A 23,787-nucleotide genomic window follows, 5' to 3' on the forward strand; every position below is an offset into this window, starting at 1 on the left:
ACAGTATAGAGAGCATTAAAATTTCATAAAATGAATTTTTATTATAAAAATTATGCCAATATGGAATCAATTAACACAGAGAATCACTTTCTTATGGATATTAAAGCCCTACGCTATTTTGTTGAACTCATCAATCAACAGAGCTTTACCCGTGCCTCGGAGAAACTTTTTGTTACCCAACCGACGATCAGCAAAATGATCCGTAGCCTTGAACAAGAGATCGGGCAGCCATTACTCCATCGTCAAGGCCATCGATTTTGGCTAACCGATGCAGGACACATTGTGTATTTACGTGCACAAGAGATTTTGACCCACTTTACTCAGCTAGAAGCTGAACTGATCGATCTGCACCAACTCCAAGGAGGGCAACTGCGGCTAGGCATTCCTCCTATGGTGGGGCATCTTTATGCTGGCTTGATTAGACAATATCGACAAACCTACCCAGCCGTAGAAATGACGATCGTCGAGTATGGCGGGAGAAAAATAGAACAAGCGGTACTTGATGGAGAATTGGATGTTGCCATTACTATGCTATCGCGCCACGCAGAGCAACATCTCAGCACTTTAGTATTAGACAGTTACCCAATTTATGCTGTGTTACCGCAAACCATGCCTTGGACTGCCCTGACAACGATTGATTGGCCATCACTCAAAGAAGCGCCTTTTTATCTTTACACTGAAGAGTTTACTCTTAGTGACTATGTGCATAAGCAATGTCTAGCGCATGGATTTACCCCACAAATTGCGGCGCGAAGTAGCCAATGGGATTTTCTCGTTGCGCTTGTAAAAAGTGGTATCGGAGTGGCCTTTTTACCCGAACCACTCTGCTTAAGAATCCAAAATGAAGGCGTCTTAATTAAGCCGCTCAATCCTAGTATTGACTGGACATTAAGTGTTATTTGGCATAGTGAACGTTACGTCTCTCGCACTGCAGAAGCTTGGATACAACTTTGTCATACTCATCCATCGTCTCGTTGAACACCATTATGCAGCGTTATCGGTTTGATAATCACTCTCTTGACGATACTTAGGCTTTTTACGGACATACAACTTACGATGCACTTCAGAAACCACATCACCCTGTTTATCTTTGACGTGAATAATAAATTCAGGAAAGCATTTATCACCATTTGCCGTCGCCACTAATATCGCATCCAGTTGAGCTTGAGAAATCAAAAACTCAGCATACAAATCACTGTGTCCCGGCTTAATAAAATTAATGCTCGCTTCTTTATCCCACACATAATACTGACGACCTAAAATCCCCATCAGCATCAATGAATATACGGGATCCGTTAAAGAGAAGATGCTGCCACCATATTGGGAACGATTGGCATTTTTGTTCCACCAACGAAGCTTTAAACGCAATCTAGCTTCGCGAAAGTCTTCGCTGATTGACTCGATTTTTATCCCAGATCCCCAAAAAGGTGGCCAACTATTTAATGCCCACTTCACAATATTAGGTTTATACAACTTCTCAAGTGTTTTATTCATGCTATCCGTGCCTTAGACTCTATCTCATCTTCACTGATCGTGATGCTCAATGAGCACCTCACTCAGCGAAGCTACACACAAGTTAATGTTGCATAATTGTAACTGGTCAGATCAGATTTCTCCGTGATGAAACTCGATTTTGTAGTAATTACAGTAACCCTTTGAAGTTCGTGGTTTATTGTTTTAATCGAGTGGCCTATAATGTGGAACAACATTGACCTCTGTTTACGACTGCAGATCATCAACGGGAAAGTATATGTCAGACAATAACCAAGCGCTAAAGGATGCAGGTCTTAAAGTAACCCTTCCACGGCTAAAGATTTTAGAAGTATTGCAGCAGCCTGAGTGCCAACATATTAGTGCTGAGGAGCTGTACAAAAAGCTGATTGATCTCGGTGAAGAGATCGGCCTTGCGACCGTTTATCGCGTGTTGAACCAATTTGATGACGCTGGTATCGTGACTCGTCATCATTTTGAAGGTGGAAAATCAGTTTTCGAACTCTCAACCCAACACCATCATGACCATCTCGTCTGTCTTGATTGTGGTGAAGTGATTGAGTTTTCTGACGAGGTAATCGAACAGCGTCAAAAAGAGATCGCTGCGCGTTACAATGTTCAGCTAACTAATCACAGTTTATATCTTTATGGCAAATGTGCTGATGGCGGTTGCAAAAACAATCCTTCCGCGCATAAAGCTCGATAAGATAACCGAAAAAACCACCGCGAGGTGGTTTTTTGTTCACTCAATATCGACGAGGGTATCGATAACGCCGCGACTATTTACAGATAATCTCGGATCAACACTTCCGCAATCTGTACCGCGTTGGTTGCCGCCCCTTTACGAACATTGTCTGCCACCACCCACAAATTAATTCCGCTATGATGGCTAATATCATTACGGATGCGTCCAACCAACACCGTATCTTTACCACCGGAATCACGCACCTGAGTCGGGTAGTCTTGCCCTTGGAAAACTTCAATCCCTGCCGTTTGTTCCAATAAGCTGATGACTTGCTCGGCATCAATTGGGCTACGAGTCTCAATATGCAATGCTTCGGCATGACCATAAAATACAGGAACGCGAACACAGGTTGGATTAACCATGATCGAAGGATCATTGAAGATTTTTTGGGTTTCCCATACCATCTTCATCTCTTCTTTAGTGTAACCATTATCCATAAACTGATCGATTTGCGGGATACAGTTAAAGGCAATTTGCTGACTAAAAGCATGCGTCTCAGCTGGAATGCCACTCAGTAGTTTTGCAGTTTGTCCTGCTAGCTCATCAATTCCTGCTTTACCGGCTCCAGATACAGACTGGTAAGTCGTGACATTAATACGCTCGATCCCAACCGCATCATAAATGGGTTTTAACGCCACCAACATTTGAATGGTGGAACAATTTGGGTTAGCAATGATGTTGCGGTTACGAAACTCGGCAATCGCCTGTGGATTGACTTCTGGAACCACTAAAGGGATATCGTAGTCATAACGAAAATGAGAGGTGTTATCTATAACGATTACGCCCGCCTCGGCAGCGATCGGTGCCCAATGAGCAGAAAGCTCACCACCTGCCGAAAAAAGCGCAATATGCACCGAGGACCAATCAAACTCTTCAACATTTTGTACTCGTACGGTTTTTCCATTAAAGCGATAGGTTTTCCCTTCACTACGTTCACTCGCGAGTAAAAAAAGTTCACCAACAGGAAATTTACGCTCTTGCAATACTTCCAGCATGGTTTCACCGACCGCACCCGTTGCACCGAAAATCGCAACATTAAATTCTTGGCTCATTTGTAACCTCTATTGTAAATCCGAGTTGCGCTAGCGGTTCTAATTGACACGATGCCTCACCCACTAGCTTAATTGCGCTATATTCACGCCTATCCCAATACTGTTTGCGCATTTTATCAAACGCGTCAGGTTGATGTATTTGACGACGAAACAAAGCATCGTCTCGTCGAACATCATAAATAAGTTGCGTTAAGTTGAGCAACGTTGCTTCATCCCAAGCACGATTCAGAACCACTTCAGGTACAGGAGCCGTCGGCAATAAACTGGATGGATTAGCCCAATGCGCTTGACCTAAAAACTCACAGTATTGGTTAAACACCATGGTGGTACCGCGTGCTTTCCCTTCCAAGCCATAACCAGCAACATGAGGCGTCGCAAACGCTAACAACGGCAGGAGCTCTAAATCCACCTGCGGTTCAAATTCGAACACGTCTAAGGCCGCGGTAAAACCATCGCCTTGTCGTAAACGAGCTTTTAATGCGTCATTGTCGACGACTGGACCTCGCGCGGCATTAATCAAAATTTGATCACCTCGTAAACCAGCCAACACCTGCTCATTAATTAAATGGTGAGTAGGCCACTCACCTTGCTGGGTGATCGGCGTATGCAAAGTAATCACATCCGCTTCAGTTAATAGTTGCTCCAGTGGTGTAAATGCTCGCGTATCCCCTTGTGCTTGCTTGGGTGGATCATTGATCAAAACGTTGAGTCCTAACCCAGTCAAACAATGGGCTAAGTAGCTACCGACTTGGCCTGCACCAATAATACCAATCGTTTTATCAAAAATAGAGAAACCTTGCTGCTGAGAAAGCACCATTAAAACACTAAACACATACTCTGCAACGCCGACTTTATTGCAGCCTGGCGCTGCGGTAAAAAATATCCCTCGCTCAGCCAATAGCGCTTGATCAACGTGATCCATTCCAGCCGTTGCCGTACCGACAAAAGCCAATCGATTCGCTTTACTTAATAGAGCAGCATCTACTTTTGTCACCGAACGAATCATTAACGCATCAATGTCGATCAAATCGTCAGCGGTTAATGTGCGACCTGGTTTAAGAATTACCTCACCGAGCTGACTAAACAGCTGCTCAGCGTAAGGCATATTTTCGTCGATCAAGATTTTCATAGCCGAATTCACACTATTGGGTTGTCTTTAGGATCATGATAGGCCAAAAACCATGGGGGTCTTATTTGCCAACACGTGATGGGTATTTTGTTGGGCATTGTGCAGAAAAGCATTCTGTGTGTCGAGCATAAAAATACCCGGAGCCAAAGGCTACCGGGCAAATACCCAGAACAAAAGGATCTCGTCCTGCTCTCAATAGGACAGAGTCTGCGTCTGTGTGATCGGCTACGCCGATCGGCTCTGGAAACGGTTCACCTTAAGTGGTGATTATGCTTGGTACTTTTTGATCACCAATGTGGCGTTGGTACCACCAAAGCCAAAACTGTTTGACATAACGCTATTGAGCTCTTGTTCACGTGGTTGCGTGACAATATCTAGCCCCTCTGCAGCCGGATCCAGAGTATCAATATTAATACTCGGTGCGATAAAATTATGATGCAGCATCAAGGTCGAATAAATCGCTTCATGAACCCCTGCTGCGCCTAATGCGTGACCAGTCATGGCTTTAGTCGCAGAAATAGCAGGGCTATTACCGCCAAAAATTTCTTGAATCGCCCCCAGTTCTTTTACATCACCGACTGGTGTTGACGTACCATGGGTGTTGACATAATCAACACTATCGACATTTTGCATCGCCATTCGCATACAACGAGCCGCACCCTCACCAGATGGCGCAACCATATCGTAACCGTCTGAGGTAGCACCATAGCCAACAATCTCACCATAAATTTTTGCACCGCGTGCCAAAGCATGCTCTAACTCTTCAATCACCAGCATGCCGCCGCCGCCTGAAATCACAAAACCATCGCGATCAGCGTCATAGGTGCGAGACGCTTTCTCTGGTGTGTCATTGTATTTGGTGGATAACGCGCCCATGGCATCAAACATCATCGTCAATGTCCAATCCAGTTCTTCACCGCCACCAGCAAACACAATGTCTTGTTTGCCGAGTTGAATCAGCTCCATCGCGTTACCAATACAGTGTGCTGAAGTCGCACAGGCTGAGCTAATCGAATAGTTAACGCCACGAATTTTAAACGGTGTAGCCAAACAAGCCGACACCGTGGAAGACATGGTACGAGGCACCATATACGGCCCAATACGCTTAACGCCTTTCTCACGTAGCGTATCCACGGCAATGGATTGGTTAAGTGAAGATGCACCGCCAGAACCCGCAATGATGCCGGTACGGTCATTCGACACTTGCTCAGGCGTCAATCCAGCATCAGCAATCGCTTGCTCCATAGAAAGATAAGCATAAGCCGCCGCATCGCCCATAAAACGCATCTGTTTGCGATCAATATGCTCAGCAGGGTTTATCTTTAAATCACCCCAAACTTGTGAACGTAGCCCCTGCTCTTTAAATTGCTCGGAAGCAGTGATGCCTGATTTGCCGGCTTTAAGAGACGCTAAAACTTCTTGGACGTTGTTACCGATACTGGAAATAATTCCCATCCCGGTGATGACGACTCGTTTCATGTGACATTCCTATAATTCAAAATTCCGCTAAATGATAACCAAGATAAGTAACAGAAGTGGTCAGCTTTCCTATAAATCCGTACAATCTTGCTCTATAAATGCCTTATTTGCTAGAAATCATCGCTTATGACTTCCATTACTCACGCACAATTGGCGTGGAATGACGCCGGAACGCCGGTCTCAGACCAATTTGACGACGTCTATTTTTCCAATGCCAATGGCTTAGAAGAGACACGCTACGTCTTTCTCAATCAGAATCATCTCCCACAAAGATGGCGAGAATATGACCAACGCCATTTTGTGATTGCTGAAACGGGTTTTGGCACTGGACTCAATTTTCTCGCTACGTGGCAATGTTTTGACCAGTTTCGCCACCAAAATCCTGATGCAACCATTAAGACCTTGCACTTTATCAGCTTTGAAAAATATCCACTCAATAAAAGCGATCTGATCAAAGCACATCAAGCTTGGCCAGAGCTCGCTCACTACGCCGAGCAGTTGCATCAAGCCTATCCTTTGGCACTACCTGAATGCCATCGAATTATTTTGGCGGATGGGGCGATTATTTTAGACTTGTGGTTTGGCGATATCAAAACCAGCTTACCTCAAGTAGCCGTTTCCGAACGTGGCTTGGTTGATGCGTGGTTTCTCGATGGCTTCGCGCCCAGTAAAAACCCAGACATGTGGAGCCAAGCTTTATTTGATGGCATGAGCCAATTGGCTAAAGAAAATTGTACCTGCTCTACCTTTACCGCCGCAGGATTCGTTCGCCGAGGGCTCAATCAAGCTGGCTTTACGATGAAGAAGGTCAAAGGGTTTGGCACCAAGCGAGAAATGCTCGCCGGAAGGATTGAGCATAAAAAACCATACCGCAATATTAAACCTTATTATCAGATTGAAGCGACAGAATCTGTCCACGATGTGGCGATCATCGGCGGTGGTATTGCCAGCGCCGCGCTCGCCCATGCCTTAACTCGACGCGGCATTTCTGTGACCTTATATTGCGCCGATAAAGCGCCCGCGCAGGGGGCTTCTGGCAATCGACAGGGAGCCATTTATCCGCTATTAAATGGTCAACATAGCAATGTGTCCCGCGTCTTTGCGCCAGCGTTTCTGTTTACTCGTCAATTTGTGCAACGTCTCGCTCAGCAAGTCAATTTTGAATACGATTGGTGTGGCGTGACTCAGTTAATGTGGGATGAAAAATCCACCGATAAATTAACGCGTCTTACCCAAGGTGAATTCCCAAGCGAACTCGTGCATTATCTCACTGCAGAACAAACCAGCCAGCACATTGGCCTTGCGGTGGATATGCCGAGCATCCATTATCCACTGGGTGGATGGTTATGCCCGGTAGAGCTCACTCAAGCACTGTTAGCCGATTTAGTCAGCAAAGGATCAGTTACCGCCCATTATCAACAAGCGATTGACTCGTTAGCCTGGCAAGCCGAAACGAGGACGTGGCAATTGAATGCTCAAGGTCAGCCGTTTCAGCATCAATGTGTGGTGATCGCTAATGGCCATCAATTTGATGCCTTTGCTCAAACTGAGCATTTACCACTAGGCAAAGTCAAAGGCCAAGTCAGTCATGCGCCGACCAATCACACTTTACAAGCGCTGCGTTCAGTACTGTGCTATGACGGCTACATGACCCCAAGCAGCCCGCGTCATGGCACCCATTGTATTGGTGCCAGTTACGATAGACAGCACCTTGACCAAACCTTCGATGCCAAAGCACAGCAAGAAAATAGTGCGCGTTTAACCCGTTGCCTAGCGAATCAAACTTGGCCGATGGCGGTGGACACATCAGACAACCAATCTCGTCAAGGGGTTCGCTGTGTCAGTCGCGATCATTTGCCTTTTGTGGGTAATGTGGGACGACGTGATGCAATCATTGAGCAATACGCAGATTTGCCACAAAAAAGAGAGCATCAAATCCCAACCATTAGCCAATACCCTCAATTGTACGCTTTACTGGGTTTAGGTTCCCGAGGTTTGAGCTCTGCACCACTGATGGCCGAAGTCTTGGCCGCGCAGATCTGCGGTGAACCACTGCCTTTGCCTGTCGATGTGCTAGCCTCTCTGCATCCGAGCCGGATGTGGGTACGTAAATTAAAGAAAGGTAAGGCAATCACAGAAAAAGGGGCTTAACTTTATACGCTGCGGTTTCAGCGCCTGAAGCCGATTTTTGCGCCCTTAAAATCATGAAGCCTCGCTGGATAAGCGAGGCTTCATGAATACAACGGATACGAAAAAACTTAACCTAGTAATGCTACTGTAGCTTTAATTTTTTCGGCAATCTCTGAGTTGGTCACTTCACCGGCTGCCAAGTCGAAATTATCATAAAAGCTAGGGACAGAAAGCGAGCCTTTAACATTACCACCGAAAAATGGCGCTGAGGCAACGGCGGCGGCTAGCACCGACTGAGCACCACCGGGGCCTGGTGACGTAGCAAGATACACCGCTGGCTTACCTTTAAACAGCTCACGATCAATACGAGTAGTCCAGTCGAACAAATTTTTATAAGCGGCAGGATAATGTCCATTATGCTCAGCAAAAGAAATCACAAAGGCATCGGCTTGCGCTAAATCACGTAAAAAGGCTTGTGCGCCTTCCGCTTGCCCTAGCTCTTTCTCTCGATCTTCGCTGAACATCGGTACAGAATAATCATTAATATTCAATACGGTAACTTGCGCACCCTCAATTTGCTTTGCCGCGTAAGTGGCTAGCGCTTGATTGATAGATTGAGAGCTGGTGCTCGCGCCAAATGCGATAACTTTCATAGGATAACCTCATGGTTTATATAATAAGCACAGAGTAAACATTGGTCATTGTTATCGCAACTACAAAAATTATACGATGATATTCAAATTTTCCGAATAAGAACTCTCATCAAGAATATCAAGCACTCAATTCACGCCATAACGCATAAACGATCGCCCGGTCAGCAGGTGTCAGCTCCGAACGTGCTTCTTCAAGACTTTGCTCAATACGTGCTTTTAATCGCTCAATATCATCAATACCTTGCTCTTCACAAGCCGCGGCCGATAAAGAAATATGCCCGCGTAAATAACCACCAGCAAATAACTCATCATCAGACGCCGACTCAATACGGGCATCAATCCGGTCCAATAATTGTTCTTCAAATTCAATAATCATCGTCTTCTCATTATTTCACTATAAATTGATCAGCGCTCAACGGCGGAGTGTGATAAAACGCCCGTAAAGCATGTGATAATCGCGCCACTCGAGGAGGCAAACCAGTTTTTAGTATCCCCAACACTTGTTGATGAACCTTGTGCATAAACACCAACCTATCAGGCTCATGATCACCATGTAGGTTGTCACAGCTTACCGTAAAGGGGAATCCTGCGCTTTGCGCTAAAATCCACTCATAAGCCTGCGGCCTTACTTCTACCCGCTCAAACTCCGCTTGTACTTGCGCTGAACGACCATCCGGCTCATACCAATAGCCAAAATCTTCTAGTAAGCGGCGCTCAGGCCCAGCAACGCACCAATGAGCGATCTCGTGCAGTGCCGACGCATAAAACCCGCGCGCAAAAATGATCCGATGATATGGCGTCTGTTCATCGGCGGGTAAATATACGGGTTCGTCACCGCCTAGCTCAAGTTGAGTCTGGTAGTCGGTAAAAAAAGTTTGATTAAAAATAGCGATTAAATCTTGATACTGATGCGTCATCAACAGCTACTCTCGTCGGCTTAATGGCCAGCATTCTCGCGATTTTTTCCTTTAGGGTAAAGCGTTCAAACAAAATTATTAGATTAAGTAATCTGGCTGCCCTTTTCGCCCTATAAAAACTCATTCGTCAAACTGCTCGATTCGCTCTACACTTGCGCCTTTTTCGGCTCAAGTAATCAATACGTAATAAGGTTAACTATGCTACTTAGCGTTCTATACATTATTGGCATCACAGCAGAAGCAATGACCGGAGCTCTTAGTGCTGGTCGTCGGAAAATGGATTGGTTTGGCGTTATGCTAGTGGCAAGCGCAACGGCGATTGGTGGTGGCACGGTGCGTGATATTCTTCTCGGTCATTATCCGCTTGGCTGGGTAAAAAATCCTGAGTATCTGGCGATTACTTGCTTAGCCGGTGTATTAACCACTGGGATTTATCGTTGGGTGATTAAACTCAAAGGGCTATTTATTCGCTTGGACGCGTTAGGATTGATCGTGTTTAGCATTATCGGCACCAAAGTCGCCTTAGAAATGGGGCATCATGTGATGATCTGTATGGTCGCGGCCTTAGTCACTGGGGTATTTGGTGGCTTGTTGCGTGATTTAATCTGCCGCCAACCACCACTGGTACTGCATGATGAGCTTTACGCTTCTGTAGCGTTGATTGCATCAGGGCTTTATCTCACCTTATTAGAACTTGGCATCAGTGAGACAACCAATACCATTGCAACGTTAGTGGTCGGTTATCTTCTGCGCATGGCCGCGGTGCGTTTTAAATGGCGCTTACCATCATTCCATTTAGTTGAAACCGATAAACCGCTGCACTAATTACCATAATTTAAGAGCCAGAACACCTGAACCCGTTGTTGGTCAATAACTCACAACACTCAGTGCCCTGTAACGGGCGCTGAGTGTGTCGATTAGCATTATAAAATAGGCGTTTCAGTGTGTACTGATTGATTTTGACCACGATGACGCAGCAAGTGATCCATCAGCACAATGGCTAACATCGCCTCAGCAATCGGTACCGCGCGAATACCCACGCAAGGGTCGTGTCGCCCTTTGGTGATAAGCTCCGTTGGCTCACCTTGACGGGTAATGGTTTGTCCAGGCACGGTAATACTCGACGTCGGCTTTAAGGCGATATTGGCAACAATGTCTTGCCCTGAAGAAATTCCGCCCAAAATCCCCCCGGCATGATTGCTTGCAAAGCCGTCTGGAGTGAGCAAATCACGATGTTCGCTGCCTTTTTGGCGCACCACATCAAAGCCGTCGCCAATCTCTACCCCTTTAACCGCATTAATGCTCATCAGTGCATGAGCAATATCCGCATCGAGTCGATCAAATACCGGTTCACCTAAGCCTACGGGTACTTTGGTTGCCACGACTTGAATTTTGGCACCAATCGAATCACCTTGCTTTTTTAAATCGCGGATTAATTGATCAAACTGAGCGACTTTATCGATATCAGGACAAAAAAAGGCATTGTTTTCAATTTCATTCCAATCCACTTTTTCAATCGCAATATCACCCATTTGGGCAAGATAAGCACGGATCTCAATACCAAATTCTTGTTGCAGGTATTTTTTCGCAATACCACCAGCCGCCACACGCATCGCTGTCTCGCGTGCCGATGAACGACCACCACCACGATAGTCACGAACACCATACTTTTGATGGTAGGTATAATCCGCATGTCCGGGGCGAAACTTATCTTTGATATCTGAATAATCGGTCGAACGCTGATCGGTATTTTCAATCAATAAGCCGATAGAAGTCCCTGTCGTTTTACCTTCAAAAATACCAGAAAGAATTTTCACTTCATCCGCTTCACGGCGCTGAGTAGTATAGCGCGATGTACCCGGACGACGGCGATCCAAATCCACTTGTAAATCAGCCACACTGATTTCTAGACCAGGAGGGCAACCATCGATGATACACCCTAATGCGACACCATGACTTTCGCCAAAAGTGGTGACTCGAAAATGTTGTCCAATACTGTTTCCTGCCATGTTTTCCTCAAACTTCCCATCAATAAGTAAATCCGTATTGACTTACCAGCATCCTTATTCCTAGCTATCCCTTTGCTACTTGAAGCTACAGTGGTGTTGGCTACGTTCGCCCCCAATCGCATCGTTACCTATGCTCATAGGGAGTCGCTCACCGGCCGCCTACCTACCACGCCCAATCGCTTGGGGATCATCTCATCAAGGAAGGAGCTTTTGTTAATCATGAAATCATACTCGCTTGATTAGCCAATGATGTAAAGTCCCGACTGACGTTTTCCTTAAAATGCGGCTTTGCCCCTCGCTGATGTCATAAAAAGCACCACAGACATACGATTTCACTCCGCGCTACCATCCATAAAAAACGCCGACATCGCGTCGGCGTAGAGAGATCATGATTAATGAAAAATGATTAAGCTTTAATCTCAGCTGGGTTAATCACGATACAGTGAGAATTCTTCTGCACAATCAAGCAACTGCTGCTTAGTGAGTAAGAAGACGCCATGGCCACCATTTTCAAATTCTAACCAAGTAAACGGAATATTAGGGTACTGATCCACCAAGTGGATCATTGAGTTACCCACTTCACAAACTAAAATCCCATTATCCGTTAGATAGTGAGGCGCATTAGCTAAAATGCGTCGTGCGAGTTTTAAACCATCCGTTCCCGCCGCAAGCCCTAACTCTGGCTCATGCTTGAACTCATCGGGTAAACTGTTCATATCCTCTTGATCGACATAAGGAGGATTAGTAACAATAATGTCGTATTGCTCTTTCGGTAAATCGCGAAATAAATCGGAGCGAATCGGGAACACTTGCTGCTCTAAACCGTGATCTTGAATATTTTGCTCAGCCACCTGCAAAGCGTCAGCTGAAATATCAATCGCATCCACTTCAGCTTCAGGGAAAGCATAGGCACAAGCAATTGCAATACAACCACTGCCTGTACATAAATCCATAATCCGAGTCGGCTCATCAAGTAACCAAGGTGAAAATTGCGCTTGAATCAATTCACCAATCGGTGAACGAGGCACTAAGACTCGCTCATCAACGAAAAACTCTAGACCACAAAACCACGCTTTATTGGTTAAATAAGCAATAGGCGTGCGCTCATTAATCCGCTTAATGACTCGCTCCACCACACGTAATCGCTCACTGCCCGTTAAACGGGAATTCAGTACATGAGGCGGAACGTCAATCGGTAAATAGAGTGTCGGTAAGATTAACTGAACGGCTTCATCCCATGCATTATCGGTTCCGTGACCATAAAATAACTGTGCCGCATTGAAACGACTCACCGTCCAACGGATCATGTCCTGAAGGGTATGCAGTTCAGAAACCGCCTCATCTACAAAAATCTTATCCAAAATTGCCTCCGAAAAGCGCTACAATACTGCCAATACCGAAAATAACTGATAATTTAACTTTCATGAACAAAAAAAACACCGACATCAGTCACTGTCATGATCTCGATGCGAATGATGATTTTGCTCTGTTTCACGAGGCAGTAAAAGGCGTAAAAAAGTTATCTCAGGATACCATAACCCAATCGCCAAACAGAAATCCCAAGCAAAAAGAAATTCGCCGTCACTCACGAGAAGCCAGTGATACCCATTTTTATTTTTCCGATGAGTTTGTGCCACTACTTAGTGATGAAGGGCCAACCCGTTATGCTCGGAGTGATATCTCTAAGTATGAAGTTAAAAAACTGCGCCGCGGTGTGTATTCGCCGGACGTGTTTCTCGATATGCATGGTATGACTCAACAGGAAGCCAAACGAGAACTCGGTGCAATGATTGCTTATTGCCTAAAAGAAAAGGTTCACTGTGCTTGCGTACAACATGGGATTGGTAAACATATTCTTAAACAGAAAGTGCCTTTGTGGTTGGCTCAACATCCAGATGTCCTCGCTTTTCATCAAGCGCCATTAGAGTTTGGTGGCAATGGTGCTCTGTTGATCTTATTGTCGATTCTCGATAAGTAATGCGGTATTGGTCTGGAATAACACGGAACCACTGGCAATAATACGGCTCAACGAGAGAGAGTCTGCGTTAGTAGCGCATGTCTGGTGGTATTGGCAACTCTTGCGTTTTCAACACTGGGCGCTGACCTCCTTTGCGGCGATATTGCTTAATTTGGAACACATAAGCCAATACCTGAGCGACGGCCACAAATAAACCATCTGGAATTTCCTGCTCTAGCTCTGTGGTGTAGTAAAGCGCCCGCGCTAGCGGAGGAGCGGCAACAATTATAATCTCGTGCTCACGGGCAATTTCACGGATTTTAAGGGCCAGAAAATCGCCGCCTTTGGCAACCACAATGGGAGCTTTATCCGTTCCTTGCTTATAACGTAGCGCTACTGAAAAGTGATCGGGGTTGGTGATAATGACGTCCGCTTGAGGGACATCGGCCATCATCCTGCGTTGTGCCGCTTCACGCTGCAACATCCGAATCCGACCTTTGACTTCAGGTTTACCTTCCGTATCTTTGTATTCGTCTTTAATCTCTTGCTTGGTCATTTTCAGTTGTTCAGCATGATTCCAAATCTGAAAAGGCACATCAATCGCGACGACTACCAGCAGTGAACAGCTGATCAACAAAATAAAATTGAGTAGAATTTCTAAAGCATGGAAAATATTCTGTGGGTAAACATCAATACTGAGTTGAAAAAGATCATGTTTTGAGGCGTCAATCAGATAAAAAGCCACACCAGAAATTAACAATACCTTTAAAATTGATTTACATAACTCCACAAGACTTTCTACACCAAACATACGTTTAAAACCACTAAGTGGGTTCATTTTAGAAAGTTTAGGTCTTGCCGCTTCAGCAGAAAAACTAACCCCGCCAATACCAGCAGCCCCGATCAGCGCAGCCACAAATAAGGTAATGAGGATCAGTAGTAGTGGGAAAATTAAATGGGTCAGCGTACCAGCAATAATATCGAACAGTTTGCTGCTATCAAAAATCTCTTCACGACTCAGAGAAAACAACCGTCCCATCGTGGTATACAAGCGACTGGCTAACATTTCGCCAAACCACATTAGGGCTACCGAACCAATGATTAATACCGATACCGACGCTAACTCTTTCGACCTTGCAACCTGCCCTTTTTCTTTGGCTTGTTGCAAGCGCCTGGGGGTGGCCTCTTCGGTTCTTTCTTGTCCATCAGACTCTGCCACGGGTTTCTCCTAACAGTTCAAGCGGATCAAACGACACAGTTGCTGCTCACCCTCTGCCCAAAACAGATCATAGTGCGTAAATAAACCGCTAACGATATACCAACAAATCAATAAACCAACCAAAAGTGCAAAAGAAAAACCTAGAGAAAAGATATTCAATTGTGGTGCAGCCCGAGTCATTACCCCAAAGGAAAGGTTAACGGTTAATAACGCAATGATCCCCGAAAGTGACATACTCAACGCCACTTTAAACATAATCCCTAACCATTGGGAGAGCTCATAATAATCGACATTAGTCAGCGATCCTGCGCCAATCGGTAAACTGGTGAAGCTCAGCACCACCAACTGAATCATGGTTAAATGGCCATCCGTCGCCAAAAAAAACATCGTTGCTAAAAACATAAACAATTGGCCTAACAGCGGCGTGTTCTGTCCATTAGCAGGATCAACCATAGAAGCAAACCCCAAACTGGCTTGCATACCGAGTATTTGACCAAGGATAACAAAGGTTTGAATTAAAAACTGAGTCACCATCCCCATCGCCACACCAATAATGATTTGTTCTAGTGTGGTTAAAAAACCTTGAAACGAGAGGAGTTGCAAATCATCGGCAATCGCTGGCACAGCTGGCATTACGGCGAGTGTGATCGCTAAACCAAGATACAGGCGAATACGCGGCGACACAAATCGCGCGCCAGTGACGGTCATCACCATCAACATGGCTGAAATACGTGTAAAGGGCCAAAAGTAGTGTGCAATAAAATCTAGGACTACACTGGCTGGGTATTCCATCGCAGCTCCTAAAATAAGACTTGTGGCAAGCGCTCAATCATGGCGAAGAAAAACTCCATCAACATTTGAGTCATCCAATGAGCAAACATCATTAATGCCAATAAAGTCACAATCAGACGTGGTAAAAAGCTTAATGTCTGTTCGTTGATTGAGGTTGCAGCTTGAAATACCGCCACAACTAAACCAATCATTAGGCTAGGTACAATGATGGCGCAAACCATGATCAGCACTAACCATAATGCTTCATTGAATAATTCAACAAACAGCTCAGGTGTCATTTGTCTCTCCCGCTATAAAGCAAAACTGCCCGCCAAGGTCGATAAAATTAAGTTCCATCCATCAACTAAGACAAATAACATCAGCTTAAAGGGTAAGGAAACGATCATCGGGGACAACATCATCATACCCATCGCCATTAATACCGAAGCCACCACTAAATCAATAATAAGAAAAGGCAAAAAGAGCATAAAACCGATTTGGAATGCCGTTTTCAATTCAGAGGTAATAAACGCAGGAATAAGAATCGCCATCGAGACATCTTCCGGATTTTGCGCATTCGAACCGGCAATGTTTACAAACGTCTCTAAATCTTTGAGTCGCGTTTGTTTAAGCATAAAAGATTTCATCGGATCTTGGGCCAAATCAAATGCCTGCCGAGCGCTGATCTGCTCATTAAGATAAGGCTGTACGGCTTGTTCATTGATTTGATTGAGCACTGGCGACATAATGAAAAACGTTAAAAAAATCGCAATACCAATAATGACCTGATTCGAGGGAGTTTGCTGCAAGCCCATCGCCTGACGCAAAATCGACATCACGACAACAATGCGCGTAAATGACGTCATTAAAATAACCATGGCTGGTAAAAAACCCAGCATGGTCATTAAAGCGAGAATTTGTAGATTAATCGAATAATCTTCACCACCATCCGCATTCGTGGTCATCGTGAATGCGGGGATCCCACCGCCGCCACTACGGCTGGATAAGGCTAAACTCCTTGAACCCGCTTGTTCCCTCTCCATTGCTGACACGGTAACACCTTGCGCACCAGCAGCAGTGGGAGGAATGGCCGTAGCAAGCTCTTGCTGAGCATAAAGTGGGGAGGAAAACGCCCAGATAAGTAAACTGAGCAGCATCATTGCTTTACAGAGTAAATGGGTGAGTCGGTGATATTGGCGATTATTTGTCATGTTTTTTTAGCAGCTGCGTCAATTGATGAGCAAAAGGCGTTGGATCTTGCGCCTCCTGAGTTAATGGTGAGTCTAATTTAGCAATCAATTGGATCGAATGACTGGTCACCCCAATCAAAAACTGCTCCTCCCCTGCTTGGACTATCATGATTCGTTCTTTGGTCCCAACCGGAAGCTGGCGAATGATCTGAAATCCTTTTTGCTGACCAAAAACCGGGACTTTCATCCGTTTAAGTAACCAAGCTAGAAACAGAATAAAACCCAGGACGAATAAAAGCGACCCTAAGGTGGTCGCTATATCCAACGAACTGCTGGGAGCGGCAAAAGCTGGGCAACTGAGCAAGGCTAGCCCTAAGATTTTTTTCATCCGCTATCTCAGCTTCTTAATCCGTTCTGTTTGACTAATAACATCCGTGAGACGGATACCGAACTTATCATTGACGACAACGACTTCACCATGAGCAATTAAGGTTCCATTGACCATAACATCAAGTGATTCTCCGGCAATTCTATCCAATTCCACGACTGAACCTTGGTTTAATTGCAACAAGTTACGAATACTAATTTTAGATCGGCCCACTTCCATCGAAATGGTCACCGGAATATCCATGATAGTATCTAACTTACGCCGCTCATCTTCAGTGATCGGCGGTGAAGTATCTTTTAATTCATCCAATGGGGCTGCTAATATTTCATCGACATCAACATCAGGAGCATTCGGATCTTCGCCCAATGCTGCCGCCCATTCATCTGCCAATTTTTGATCATCTGATTTTGACATCTTTGCTACCTATTCTTACGCTTAAGATTGTTCTTCATCGGCTAATTCGTCATTTTCTAATTCAGCAATGATATCTTTACCTAAAAAGGCCAAATCGGTTTTCATTGCTTCAGGACGTTTGATTTTTTGCGAAATTTGCACCGCGAGTTTGTCACCTGAGCGTCCCATTTTAACGCGATAAGTGGGTAGCTCTTCGACAAACATAATGGCATGTTCTGGCATTTTTATCGGGATAATATCGCCAACCTGCAAATCCATTAGATCTCGCAGTGCGATGTCTTGCTCTAATAAATTGACTCGAAAATTAATCGGCACGTCCATAATTTCGTCGCGTAGTGCTGAGCTCCAGCGAACATCGGTTTCCATTTTATCCGATTGAACCCCTGCATCGAGCAATTCTCGAATCGGTTCAACCATCGAATAAGGCATGACCATATGGAAATCACCGCCTCCACCATCCACTTCAATATGGAATGAACAGACAACGATTACCTCGGTTGGACTGACGATGTTCGCCATACTCGGATTCACTTCCGAGTCTAAGTATTCAAACTCGACCCCCATTACTGGTGACCATGCTTCTTTATAATCGGCAAAAACGATTTTCAACAATAATTGGATAACTCGTCGTTCGGTTGGTGTAAATTCTCGACCTTCAATTCGCGCATGATAGCGGCCATCACCACCAAAAAAGTTTTCAACCAGAATAAATACCAGTCGCGCTTCCATTGTCACCAGCGCTGTCCCCTTTAATGGACGAAAACGCACCATGTTAAGACTGGTCGGAACGTATAGTGTATTTTGGTATTCACCAAACTTCATCATCTGTACGCCGTTAATCGAAACTTCGGCGGTTTTACGCAGCATATTAAACAGACTAATCCTCATATGCCGTGCAAAGCGTTCATTAATCAGCTCAAGCGTCGGCATTCGTCCACGAACGATACGATCTTGTGACGAAAAATCAAATGAAGAGGCAGTCGACGAATCTAACTCTTCTTCTTCGTCATCCACTCCATCAACGCCATGAAGGAGCGCATCAATTTCGTCTTGGCTTAGTAAATCGGTCACGGACTCACCTACTGCATTACAAAATCGGTAAATAAAACGCGTTCAATAACGGGTTCTCCCACCACTTGTGTCATGGCGGCTTTAATATCTTCGGTGGCTTTATCTCGTAATTCAACCCGCCCCGATGGAGTACGCAGTTGTTCAACCGTCGCTGAAGCAAACGTCGCCAATAAGGTACTTTCTACTAACGGGGAGTGAAAACGAGCTAGATTTTCGTTATTAGTACCACGAACCATCAGTTGGACTTTAACTTGGACCATACGTCCCCGAGTATCACCACTGACATTAAACACAAACGGCTGAGCAATGTTAACGTAAGAAACTGGAGCAACGCTAGGTGCCGCTCGGCGATTCGCTGTATCGGCACTTTGCTGATCACTGCCAGATCCCATTAAAAAGAACGCTGCACCGCCGCCACCTAACAGCAAAACCGCCGCCGCAACAATAATGATCAGCAGTTTCTTTTTACTCTTCGGTGCATCTTGTGAATTTTCATCAGCAGCCATAACATCCTCTACGTGGTTTTGTTTATTTTTATTAGTTTAAGCGTAATAACTGATTCCATCACGCTTTGTTGTCACATTCAAATCAAGTTTGACGTTAGCATCAATGTTTTCATCGCCTAATAGCGTATCATCGTTACTTAAATGACCAGACTGGCCTCGCTCAGCAGCATAACCTTGTTGCTGACCCGAGCTCTGCTGTTGTACTGATGTATCCGCCAATTGTACACCTTGTTGGGCTAACATTTCCCTTAAACGAGGCATCGCGCCCTCTAAAGCATCTCGTGCTTGAGCATTGGTTACCGTAAATTGAATACTAGCTCCATCAGCGTGCATATTCATACGAATATGCAATCGGCCTAACTCTGGCGGATCCAACCGGATATCAATATTTTTTAAATTCTTCGACATCATCATTTGGATCCGCTCAGCCATCTCATCCGCAACCAATCCTTTATTGAGCATCAAAGGCAGTGGTTGAGCTTGAATCGGCGTCGCTTCATGACGCAATGGTGTCGAGCTACTTACCCCAGACTGGGTCGCGGTTGCCGCTATTTGTTGAGCTAATGAGGTATCATCGCTATCACTCGCCGAACGCGTTTTTCCTGCTGCTCCGGCAAGCAACATTGAACTCGCTAAGGCGGCGTTAGCCGCTTGAGTATTTACTAAATCTGGCTGAGCCATCGCTTGACCAGCCGCTCGATTAACGGCCGTTGTACTACTCATCTCAGCATCCAGTGAAGTAGCGTTGCTCATCGCTGTACTAACAGGAGCAGCTATTGTTTGAGATGCTCCAACAGGAGAAGCAGCAGCGGACTGTGTCGCCAATGCCGCAGAGACCCCGACCGCAACCGCTTTTTTGGTACGTTGCCCATCTTGAAGCTCTATATGACCTTCAACTTTAGAGAGATCTCCATCAATTGATCCAGAAGAAGATTGACTATGTGGGTTCGCCGAGAGATGGGTGGCTTGAGTAACCAAGCTCGGATCGATATCAAGTTCATCGGTTAATAAAGTGGGTTGACTATCGATTGGAAGATGAATATCGGTCGTTAACGCTGTATTACTGATAGCGTCTCGCTCCGTCAATTCTGGATGAGCAACCATTGACGCGAGATCAGTCTCAAGTTCAGTGACCCGATGAGATACGACTGTGTTGTTCCGCTCATTCTCACCATCATCGCCATATTGATGACGAGTGCTATTGTCTAAAGTGCTCGCGCCATACATCACCTGAGTTTGTATTGGTGATGTCCAGTCATCTGAGTGCGAGTATTGGTCAGCAACAACCGGTACTGCTATCTCAGCATCGTCATGCTTAGCGGAGAGACTATGAGGCAAAGGCTTGCCGTTATGCCCAGTGAGCACCTGATTAGCCTGCTGTAAACGTACCAGCAAGTCATCGCCTTCATTCATCACTTGCGTGCTTTTATTCTCCAGGAGCGGTTCAGATTGAGGTTCAGCGATTGCACGTGTGAGGCCAACATCGACAGCGGCGTCAAATGAAGCCGTGTGCTCAGAATCAGACTCGGCGAAAGTCTGTCGTTCATCAGAGGGTTCTGATGCTGAAAGTTCAGAGCTAGTTTCATCACTCGATACTACCGTCGCTATCGAAGCCTCATTGTGCTTAGCCGTTTGAGTATCACTTTTGGCGCTAAACAGCAGTGCGGTTAACTTATCGAGAAAACTGCTTGGCTCAGCGCTTGCTGAATCTTGACCACTTTGCCCAACGGAGCCTTTTGCCAAATTGGCAATAGAAGTGTTATCGACAGAAGAAGTTGAATTAATATTCATAGGCACATCGCTCGCATTGATACTGAATCATAAAGCCACGCGCGATAGTTATCGTGTGTAGCATGAGATGATCGGATTCTGTGCCTAAATGAATGCAAAAACTACGCCACAATGAGATCTATTTATTGGAATGGATAAAGTATTGGAACGGATAAAGTTTAGAAGCACCAAGCACCAGTATCGCGGTCAGACAAAGAACAATCTGAACGGGATAATTACTTAGGAATATTCCGTTGACGATTAAAATTGAGCGTCGAAAATTCATCCATTTGCTTTTGTTCTCTTCGCTCTTGAATGCGCCGTTGCTCCGTGCGTTTTTTGTCAATTAACCATTCGTATGAACGACGTTGCTGCCGAATATGTAACCAATGTTGCTGACTATTCTCAACTTGCTGCTTAAAATGGTTTTCTGCGCCACGTTGTTTAGCTAGGGTTTCATCAAGCTGAGTAAGAAATCGGTTTAAATGACCATATTGACTGGCGGACAATCCCGCTTGACCCCGCTCGACAAGCTGTTGGCAATATTCAAGTCGATACTGCTCAATTTGCTTTAATTGTTGATAGTAACCTTCAAGCTCATTACGAGCCTTACTCAATACCATTATTGCTTGGCTTTCTTTCTCTTTGGCTTGGTCTAATAAAAATTCCAACGCATTGTCCATAGCAAGACTACTCCATGCTCAAGACATTTTTTAACATACCAACGCACATCTCATAAGGTACCGACTCTTTCATTTCTTGTTGAAGGTACTGATCCAACCTTGGTTTGAGAGTAAATGCACTATCAATCGCTTTATCGGTGCCAGGTTTATAGGCGCCAATTGAGACTAAGTCTTGGTTTTTACGACAAATCGATAAGATTTGTCGTACCGCTCGAGACATCAGCATGTGCTCATCTGTGGTGATTTGTGGCATTACCCGACTGACGGATTTTTCAACATCAATCGCGGGATAATGACCAGCGTCTGCCATTTCTCTTGAGAGAACAATATGACCGTCCAGAATGGCGCGCGACGCATCAGCTATCGGATCTTGTAAATCATCCCCTTCGGTCAACACCGTAAAAAAGGCGGTGATCGAGCCTTGGTTCGGACCGCCATTGCCCGCTCGTTCAACCAATGCGGGTAATTTAGCAAACACCGAAGGTGGATAACCTTTAGTCGCTGGCGGCTCTCCCACCGATAGTGCGATCTCCCGTTGCGCTTGAGCAAAACGAGTTAATGAGTCCATCAATAAGAGTACATCGAGCCCTTGATCGCGAAAATATTCCGCGATAGCCAATGCCGTTTGGCAACCTTTCAAACGCATCAGTGGCGAGGAATCTGCGGGCGCTGCGACTACAACAGCGCGTTGACGGCCATCCACGCCAAGTATTTCTTCGATAAACTCTTTTACTTCTCGGCCACGTTCACCAATTAGTCCCACCACGACCACTTGCGCAGTGGTGCCACGAGTCATCATCCCTAAGGTAACCGATTTACCGACACCAGAGCCTGCAAAAAGACCGATACGTTGGCCTTTACCAACCGTCAGTAACCCATTAATGGCTTTGATTCCAACGTCTAATGGTTCGGTGATCGGTTTACGCAATAAAGGGTTTATCGGTTGAGCATTAAACGTGGCCTGTTGATCGGTGTAAATCGGTCCAAGTCCATCCAAAGGATTGCCGACACCATCAATCACTCGACCCAGTAGCTCCATCCCTACCGCTAATCCTGCCTCTTCGGTCAGTGGGGTTACTTTGGCTCCCGGCAAGATACCGTTGACTTGCTCACTGGGCATCAGAAACAGACTGTCACCAGAAAACCCAACCACTTCCGCTTCCATTTCACCAGACATGGTGTCGACTTTACATAAACTACCAATTGGTGCTCGGCACCCCGTTGCTTCTAACGTCAGTCCAACGACGCGTACCAGCTTGCCTGACGCGACAGGTCTGGTTGTTAAGCCTTGTGTTTTGTACTGTGCTAATCGTTCGGCCAGTGACAACATTACTCTTGTCCTACTTGGTGGCGATTTGTGCCACAAAAGCGTTGTAATACGCTACGAATGCGCTCTTCCATACGGTAACTGACACTCGACTCACCGGCTTCGATTTGTACATCACCACGATTTAAGGCTGGCTCACTACTGAGTGTCCATTGACGTGAATTTAACTCCGCTTCACCATAAGCATTTTTAACCAATTCATAATCTTCAGGATGGAGTTTTAAATGAATGGCATGTCCAGTCACAGGGAGTGCTTCGACTGACTCTTTCACCGTATCTAAAATCACTTGTGGATTGGTTTGAACTTCCACATGCACCACTTCTTTGACTAAAGTCAGTACCATATCCACAAGCTGCTTTTCAACTTGTGCATTCATTAATTGTAATGGTTGAGCAAATTGATCGGCCAATGTAATCAAAACATTCACCTGCTCTTGAATGGCTTGTTGCCCCGCTTCAAGCCCTTCTGTTTTACCCGTTTGTAATCCTTCTTGGTGACCAACCTCAAAACCGCCTTGTTTACCCAGTTCAAATCCTTGTTGGTACCCTTCTGCTTTGCCCTGATCGATGCCTTCTTGATAAGCGGAACGTTTGATTAACTCAATTTCTTCATCCGTTAAGGTTTGTGGTAGCTCAGGTTCAGGATCATCAAAACTTGGCATCCAAGCGGGATCATAATTCATTGCCGTTTCTTTGGCTTTCTTACCCAGCTCTGCGCCATAATCTGGTAATCCCCATTTTTTGGGTGGCTCAACATTCTCATCCGAGCCTAAACGGATAAAACCCCGTTTTCTTTGTCCAGTCATGAAACATCCTATCGCGAACTAAAAAGGCCGCTAGTTCATTAAGAAAGACATCGAGGGCACAAGGTAGCAAACCACCGTAC

General features: G+C 45.4%; 26 protein-coding genes. 5 read left to right on the top strand and 21 right to left on the bottom strand.

Annotation, left to right across the window (positions count from 1 at the left end; genetic code table 11):
* Positions 1–93 precede the first annotated feature (93 nt).
* On the top strand, positions 94–978 hold the full coding sequence (locus CAG60_RS10140) for a LysR family transcriptional regulator (protein WP_161438866.1): 885 nt from the start codon (positions 94–96) through the stop codon (positions 976–978).
* Positions 979–984: 6 nt separating this feature from the next.
* On the opposite strand, the gene CAG60_RS10145 is transcribed toward CAG60_RS10140, so the two are convergent.
* Complete coding sequence (locus CAG60_RS10145) at positions 985–1,494, bottom strand: DUF4442 domain-containing protein (protein WP_040904148.1); 510 nt, start codon at positions 1,492–1,494, stop codon at positions 985–987.
* 256 nt (positions 1,495–1,750) lie between these two features.
* Between CAG60_RS10145 and fcrX the strand changes: the two genes are divergently transcribed.
* Positions 1,751–2,197 (top strand): ferric iron uptake transcriptional regulator FcrX, encoded by a 447-nt coding sequence (fcrX, locus tag CAG60_RS10150; RefSeq protein ID WP_004394784.1) that lies wholly within the window; start codon positions 1,751–1,753, stop codon positions 2,195–2,197.
* A gap of 77 nt (positions 2,198–2,274) precedes the next feature.
* On the opposite strand, the gene CAG60_RS10155 is transcribed toward fcrX, so the two are convergent.
* The 3 genes from CAG60_RS10155 to fabB all read right to left on the bottom strand — a co-directional run bounded on the left by CAG60_RS10155 (position 2,275) and on the right by fabB (position 5,896).
* A complete protein-coding gene (locus CAG60_RS10155) occupies positions 2,275–3,288 on the bottom strand; it encodes an aspartate-semialdehyde dehydrogenase (protein WP_154170462.1) in 1,014 nt (337 codons plus the stop codon).
* The gene (locus CAG60_RS10160; RefSeq protein WP_161438867.1) at positions 3,272–4,417 is read right to left on the bottom strand and encodes a 4-phosphoerythronate dehydrogenase; all 1,146 of its coding nucleotides are present in this window, start codon (positions 4,415–4,417) and stop codon (positions 3,272–3,274) included. Before CAG60_RS10160 ends, CAG60_RS10155 begins: the two co-directional genes overlap by 17 nt.
* Before the next feature lie 267 nt (positions 4,418–4,684).
* A complete protein-coding gene (fabB, locus tag CAG60_RS10165) occupies positions 4,685–5,896 on the bottom strand; it encodes a beta-ketoacyl-ACP synthase I (RefSeq protein WP_154170458.1) in 1,212 nt (403 codons plus the stop codon).
* A gap of 126 nt (positions 5,897–6,022) precedes the next feature.
* Here fabB and mnmC point away from each other — a divergent pair, with 126 nt between their 5' ends.
* The gene (gene mnmC, locus CAG60_RS10170; protein WP_161438868.1) at positions 6,023–8,047 is read left to right on the top strand and encodes a bifunctional tRNA (5-methylaminomethyl-2-thiouridine)(34)-methyltransferase MnmD/FAD-dependent 5-carboxymethylaminomethyl-2-thiouridine(34) oxidoreductase MnmC; all 2,025 of its coding nucleotides are present in this window, start codon (positions 6,023–6,025) and stop codon (positions 8,045–8,047) included.
* A gap of 107 nt (positions 8,048–8,154) precedes the next feature.
* On the opposite strand, the gene CAG60_RS10175 is transcribed toward mnmC, so the two are convergent.
* From CAG60_RS10175 to CAG60_RS10185, 3 genes are all read right to left on the bottom strand, one after another.
* A complete protein-coding gene (locus CAG60_RS10175) occupies positions 8,155–8,679 on the bottom strand; it encodes an NADPH-dependent FMN reductase (protein ID WP_004394779.1) in 525 nt (174 codons plus the stop codon).
* A 118-nt stretch (positions 8,680–8,797) separates the two neighbouring features.
* On the bottom strand, positions 8,798–9,055 hold the full coding sequence (locus CAG60_RS10180; RefSeq protein ID WP_004394778.1) for a YfcL family protein: 258 nt from the start codon (positions 9,053–9,055) through the stop codon (positions 8,798–8,800).
* A 10-nt stretch (positions 9,056–9,065) separates the two neighbouring features.
* Complete coding sequence (locus tag CAG60_RS10185; protein ID WP_161438869.1) at positions 9,066–9,596, bottom strand: elongation factor P hydroxylase; 531 nt, start codon at positions 9,594–9,596, stop codon at positions 9,066–9,068.
* A gap of 198 nt (positions 9,597–9,794) precedes the next feature.
* On the opposite strand from CAG60_RS10185, the gene CAG60_RS10190 reads away from it, so the two are divergent.
* Positions 9,795–10,421: a trimeric intracellular cation channel family protein gene (locus tag CAG60_RS10190; protein ID WP_004394777.1), complete on the top strand. Its 627-nt coding sequence runs from the start codon at positions 9,795–9,797 to the stop codon at positions 10,419–10,421.
* Between the two features lie 98 nt (positions 10,422–10,519).
* On the opposite strand, the gene aroC is transcribed toward CAG60_RS10190, so the two are convergent.
* Both aroC and prmB read right to left on the bottom strand, forming a co-directional pair.
* Positions 10,520–11,605: a chorismate synthase gene (gene aroC / locus CAG60_RS10195; protein WP_161438870.1), complete on the bottom strand. Its 1,086-nt coding sequence runs from the start codon at positions 11,603–11,605 to the stop codon at positions 10,520–10,522.
* A gap of 428 nt (positions 11,606–12,033) precedes the next feature.
* Positions 12,034–12,966, bottom strand: a complete 933-nt coding sequence (gene prmB / locus CAG60_RS10200) for a 50S ribosomal protein L3 N(5)-glutamine methyltransferase (RefSeq protein WP_040904141.1) — start codon at positions 12,964–12,966, stop codon at positions 12,034–12,036.
* 62 nt (positions 12,967–13,028) lie between these two features.
* On the opposite strand from prmB, the gene smrB reads away from it, so the two are divergent.
* Entirely contained in the window at positions 13,029–13,583 is a 555-nt protein-coding gene (gene smrB / locus CAG60_RS10205) for an endonuclease SmrB (RefSeq protein WP_161425028.1), read from the top strand.
* Between the two features lie 67 nt (positions 13,584–13,650).
* Here the strand turns inward: smrB and flhB are convergent, their stop codons facing one another.
* The 12 genes from flhB to fliH form a co-directional block, all read right to left on the bottom strand.
* Positions 13,651–14,781 (bottom strand): flagellar biosynthesis protein FlhB, encoded by a 1,131-nt coding sequence (gene flhB, locus CAG60_RS10210; protein WP_161425029.1) that lies wholly within the window; start codon positions 14,779–14,781, stop codon positions 13,651–13,653.
* Between the two features lie 9 nt (positions 14,782–14,790).
* Entirely contained in the window at positions 14,791–15,573 is a 783-nt protein-coding gene (gene fliR, locus CAG60_RS10215) for a flagellar biosynthetic protein FliR (RefSeq protein ID WP_161425030.1), read from the bottom strand.
* A gap of 8 nt (positions 15,574–15,581) precedes the next feature.
* Positions 15,582–15,851, bottom strand: coding sequence for a flagellar biosynthesis protein FliQ (fliQ, locus tag CAG60_RS10220; RefSeq protein ID WP_161425031.1), 270 nt, complete (start codon positions 15,849–15,851; stop codon positions 15,582–15,584).
* 12 nt (positions 15,852–15,863) lie between these two features.
* On the bottom strand, positions 15,864–16,709 hold the full coding sequence (fliP, locus tag CAG60_RS10225; protein ID WP_443084091.1) for a flagellar type III secretion system pore protein FliP: 846 nt from the start codon (positions 16,707–16,709) through the stop codon (positions 15,864–15,866).
* A 43-nt stretch (positions 16,710–16,752) separates the two neighbouring features.
* Positions 16,753–17,130, bottom strand: coding sequence for a flagellar biosynthetic protein FliO (gene fliO, locus CAG60_RS10230; protein ID WP_040904140.1), 378 nt, complete (start codon positions 17,128–17,130; stop codon positions 16,753–16,755).
* Between the two features lie 3 nt (positions 17,131–17,133).
* Positions 17,134–17,544 (bottom strand): flagellar motor switch protein FliN, encoded by a 411-nt coding sequence (fliN, locus tag CAG60_RS10235; RefSeq protein ID WP_004394768.1) that lies wholly within the window; start codon positions 17,542–17,544, stop codon positions 17,134–17,136.
* A gap of 21 nt (positions 17,545–17,565) precedes the next feature.
* Positions 17,566–18,615: a flagellar motor switch protein FliM gene (gene fliM, locus CAG60_RS10240; RefSeq protein ID WP_040904139.1), complete on the bottom strand. Its 1,050-nt coding sequence runs from the start codon at positions 18,613–18,615 to the stop codon at positions 17,566–17,568.
* An 8-nt stretch (positions 18,616–18,623) separates the two neighbouring features.
* The gene (gene fliL / locus CAG60_RS10245) at positions 18,624–19,121 is read right to left on the bottom strand and encodes a flagellar basal body-associated protein FliL (protein WP_115152657.1); all 498 of its coding nucleotides are present in this window, start codon (positions 19,119–19,121) and stop codon (positions 18,624–18,626) included.
* A gap of 36 nt (positions 19,122–19,157) precedes the next feature.
* Positions 19,158–20,912 carry a flagellar hook-length control protein FliK gene (locus CAG60_RS10250; protein WP_161429718.1) on the bottom strand — a complete coding sequence of 585 codons (1,755 nt, stop codon included), beginning with the start codon at positions 20,910–20,912 and terminating at the stop codon, positions 19,158–19,160.
* A 215-nt stretch (positions 20,913–21,127) separates the two neighbouring features.
* The gene (fliJ, locus tag CAG60_RS10255; protein ID WP_004394764.1) at positions 21,128–21,574 is read right to left on the bottom strand and encodes a flagellar export protein FliJ; all 447 of its coding nucleotides are present in this window, start codon (positions 21,572–21,574) and stop codon (positions 21,128–21,130) included.
* A 7-nt stretch (positions 21,575–21,581) separates the two neighbouring features.
* On the bottom strand, positions 21,582–22,904 hold the full coding sequence (gene fliI, locus CAG60_RS10260; RefSeq protein ID WP_004394763.1) for a flagellar protein export ATPase FliI: 1,323 nt from the start codon (positions 22,902–22,904) through the stop codon (positions 21,582–21,584).
* Positions 22,904–23,707: a flagellar assembly protein FliH gene (gene fliH, locus CAG60_RS10265; protein WP_161438871.1), complete on the bottom strand. Its 804-nt coding sequence runs from the start codon at positions 23,705–23,707 to the stop codon at positions 22,904–22,906. Before fliH ends, fliI begins: the two co-directional genes overlap by 1 nt.
* Positions 23,708–23,787 lie beyond the last annotated feature (80 nt).

This window comes from Vibrio sp. V33_P6A3T137, assembly GCF_009904835.1.
Taxonomy (GTDB): domain Bacteria; phylum Pseudomonadota; class Gammaproteobacteria; order Enterobacterales; family Vibrionaceae; genus Vibrio; species Vibrio metschnikovii.

Excerpts from the sequence above, each read along its gene's own strand:
- CAG60_RS10140 (WP_161438866.1), top strand. The coding sequence starts at position 94 with ATGGATATTAAAGCCCTACGCTATTTTGTTGAACTCATCAATCAACAG.
- CAG60_RS10145 (WP_040904148.1), bottom strand. The coding sequence starts at position 1,494 with ATGAATAAAACACTTGAGAAGTTGTATAAACCTAATATTGTGAAGTGG.
- fcrX (WP_004394784.1), top strand. The coding sequence starts at position 1,751 with ATGTCAGACAATAACCAAGCGCTAAAGGATGCAGGTCTTAAAGTAACC.
- CAG60_RS10155 (WP_154170462.1), bottom strand. The coding sequence starts at position 3,288 with ATGAGCCAAGAATTTAATGTTGCGATTTTCGGTGCAACGGGTGCGGTC.
- CAG60_RS10160 (WP_161438867.1), bottom strand. The coding sequence starts at position 4,417 with ATGAAAATCTTGATCGACGAAAATATGCCTTACGCTGAGCAGCTGTTT.
- fabB (WP_154170458.1), bottom strand. The coding sequence starts at position 5,896 with ATGAAACGAGTCGTCATCACCGGGATGGGAATTATTTCCAGTATCGGT.
- mnmC (WP_161438868.1), top strand. The coding sequence starts at position 6,023 with ATGACTTCCATTACTCACGCACAATTGGCGTGGAATGACGCCGGAACG.
- CAG60_RS10175 (WP_004394779.1), bottom strand. The coding sequence starts at position 8,679 with ATGAAAGTTATCGCATTTGGCGCGAGCACCAGCTCTCAATCTATCAAT.
- CAG60_RS10180 (WP_004394778.1), bottom strand. The coding sequence starts at position 9,055 with ATGATTATTGAATTTGAAGAACAATTATTGGACCGGATTGATGCCCGT.
- CAG60_RS10185 (WP_161438869.1), bottom strand. The coding sequence starts at position 9,596 with ATGACGCATCAGTATCAAGATTTAATCGCTATTTTTAATCAAACTTTT.
- CAG60_RS10190 (WP_004394777.1), top strand. The coding sequence starts at position 9,795 with ATGCTACTTAGCGTTCTATACATTATTGGCATCACAGCAGAAGCAATG.
- aroC (WP_161438870.1), bottom strand. The coding sequence starts at position 11,605 with ATGGCAGGAAACAGTATTGGACAACATTTTCGAGTCACCACTTTTGGC.
- smrB (WP_161425028.1), top strand. The coding sequence starts at position 13,029 with ATGAACAAAAAAAACACCGACATCAGTCACTGTCATGATCTCGATGCG.
- fliR (WP_161425030.1), bottom strand. The coding sequence starts at position 15,573 with ATGGAATACCCAGCCAGTGTAGTCCTAGATTTTATTGCACACTACTTT.
- fliQ (WP_161425031.1), bottom strand. The coding sequence starts at position 15,851 with ATGACACCTGAGCTGTTTGTTGAATTATTCAATGAAGCATTATGGTTA.
- fliP (WP_443084091.1), bottom strand. The coding sequence starts at position 16,709 with ATGCTGCTCAGTTTACTTATCTGGGCGTTTTCCTCCCCACTTTATGCT.
- fliO (WP_040904140.1), bottom strand. The coding sequence starts at position 17,130 with ATGAAAAAAATCTTAGGGCTAGCCTTGCTCAGTTGCCCAGCTTTTGCC.
- fliN (WP_004394768.1), bottom strand. The coding sequence starts at position 17,544 with ATGTCAAAATCAGATGATCAAAAATTGGCAGATGAATGGGCGGCAGCA.
- fliL (WP_115152657.1), bottom strand. The coding sequence starts at position 19,121 with ATGGCTGCTGATGAAAATTCACAAGATGCACCGAAGAGTAAAAAGAAA.
- CAG60_RS10250 (WP_161429718.1), bottom strand. The coding sequence starts at position 20,912 with ATGAATATTAATTCAACTTCTTCTGTCGATAACACTTCTATTGCCAAT.
- fliJ (WP_004394764.1), bottom strand. The coding sequence starts at position 21,574 with ATGGACAATGCGTTGGAATTTTTATTAGACCAAGCCAAAGAGAAAGAA.
- fliI (WP_004394763.1), bottom strand. The coding sequence starts at position 22,904 with ATGTTGTCACTGGCCGAACGATTAGCACAGTACAAAACACAAGGCTTA.
- fliH (WP_161438871.1), bottom strand. The coding sequence starts at position 23,707 with ATGACTGGACAAAGAAAACGGGGTTTTATCCGTTTAGGCTCGGATGAG.